The organism is Chryseobacterium potabilaquae, assembly GCF_902728265.1.
Classification (GTDB): Bacteria; Bacteroidota; Bacteroidia; order Flavobacteriales; family Weeksellaceae; genus Chryseobacterium; species Chryseobacterium potabilaquae.
In genome coordinates this window covers 1-652 of the sequence record NZ_CACVBR010000129.1, presented here as the reverse complement: position 1 = coordinate 652, position 652 = coordinate 1, and the positions used below count along the sequence as shown (strand labels likewise).

Genomic DNA, 652 nt, shown 5'->3' with positions numbered 1-652 from the left:
ATCCTGAAGACTTATCTGTATATTTATCAGGATTACTTCCGGAGTATATGGTTCCTTCTGCTTATGTTCATTTGGAATTATTCCCCATGACACTCAATGGTAAATTGGACCGAAGAGCCTTACCAGAGCCTAACTTCACAGGAGATAAGGAATATATAGCACCAACGACTATCCTTGAAAAACAATTAGCAGAGATTTATAGTGAGGTTTTAGGTTTACCTGTAGAAAGTATAGGTTTACATGATGATTTCTTCCGCTTGGGAGGAAACAGTATTATGGCTATTAAACTGATTAGCAAGATTCATCAAGGATTAGGTTTACAGGCAAATGTAGCAATGGTGTTTAGCCATAAAACTGTCTTTGGATTAGCAGGAGTACTAGAAGGTTTAGAATCAGGAGCTAGTGAAATGATCCGTCCTATAGCGGTTCATGATCCTGAGGACCAACTTTTATCTTTTGCCCAGGAGCGTTTATGGTTTATTGATCAGTATGAGGGAGGAAGCTCAGCGTATAATATTCCTATGGTTTTTGGATTATCTTCCAGGGTTGATCTTAGCATTTTAGCAGAATCTTTTAAAGTTGTTCTGTCCAGACATGATATTCTACGTACTTTGATTGTAACCAGTTCAGAGGGAGTAGGGTATCAGTATGT

1 protein-coding gene is annotated in these 652 nt (G+C 38.2%); it reads left to right on the top strand.

All coding sequences use genetic code 11. The features are described from left to right. On the top strand, positions 1-652 hold a 652-nt coding region (locus CHRY9293_RS18480; RefSeq protein ID WP_162034320.1), incomplete at both ends, for a phosphopantetheine-binding protein.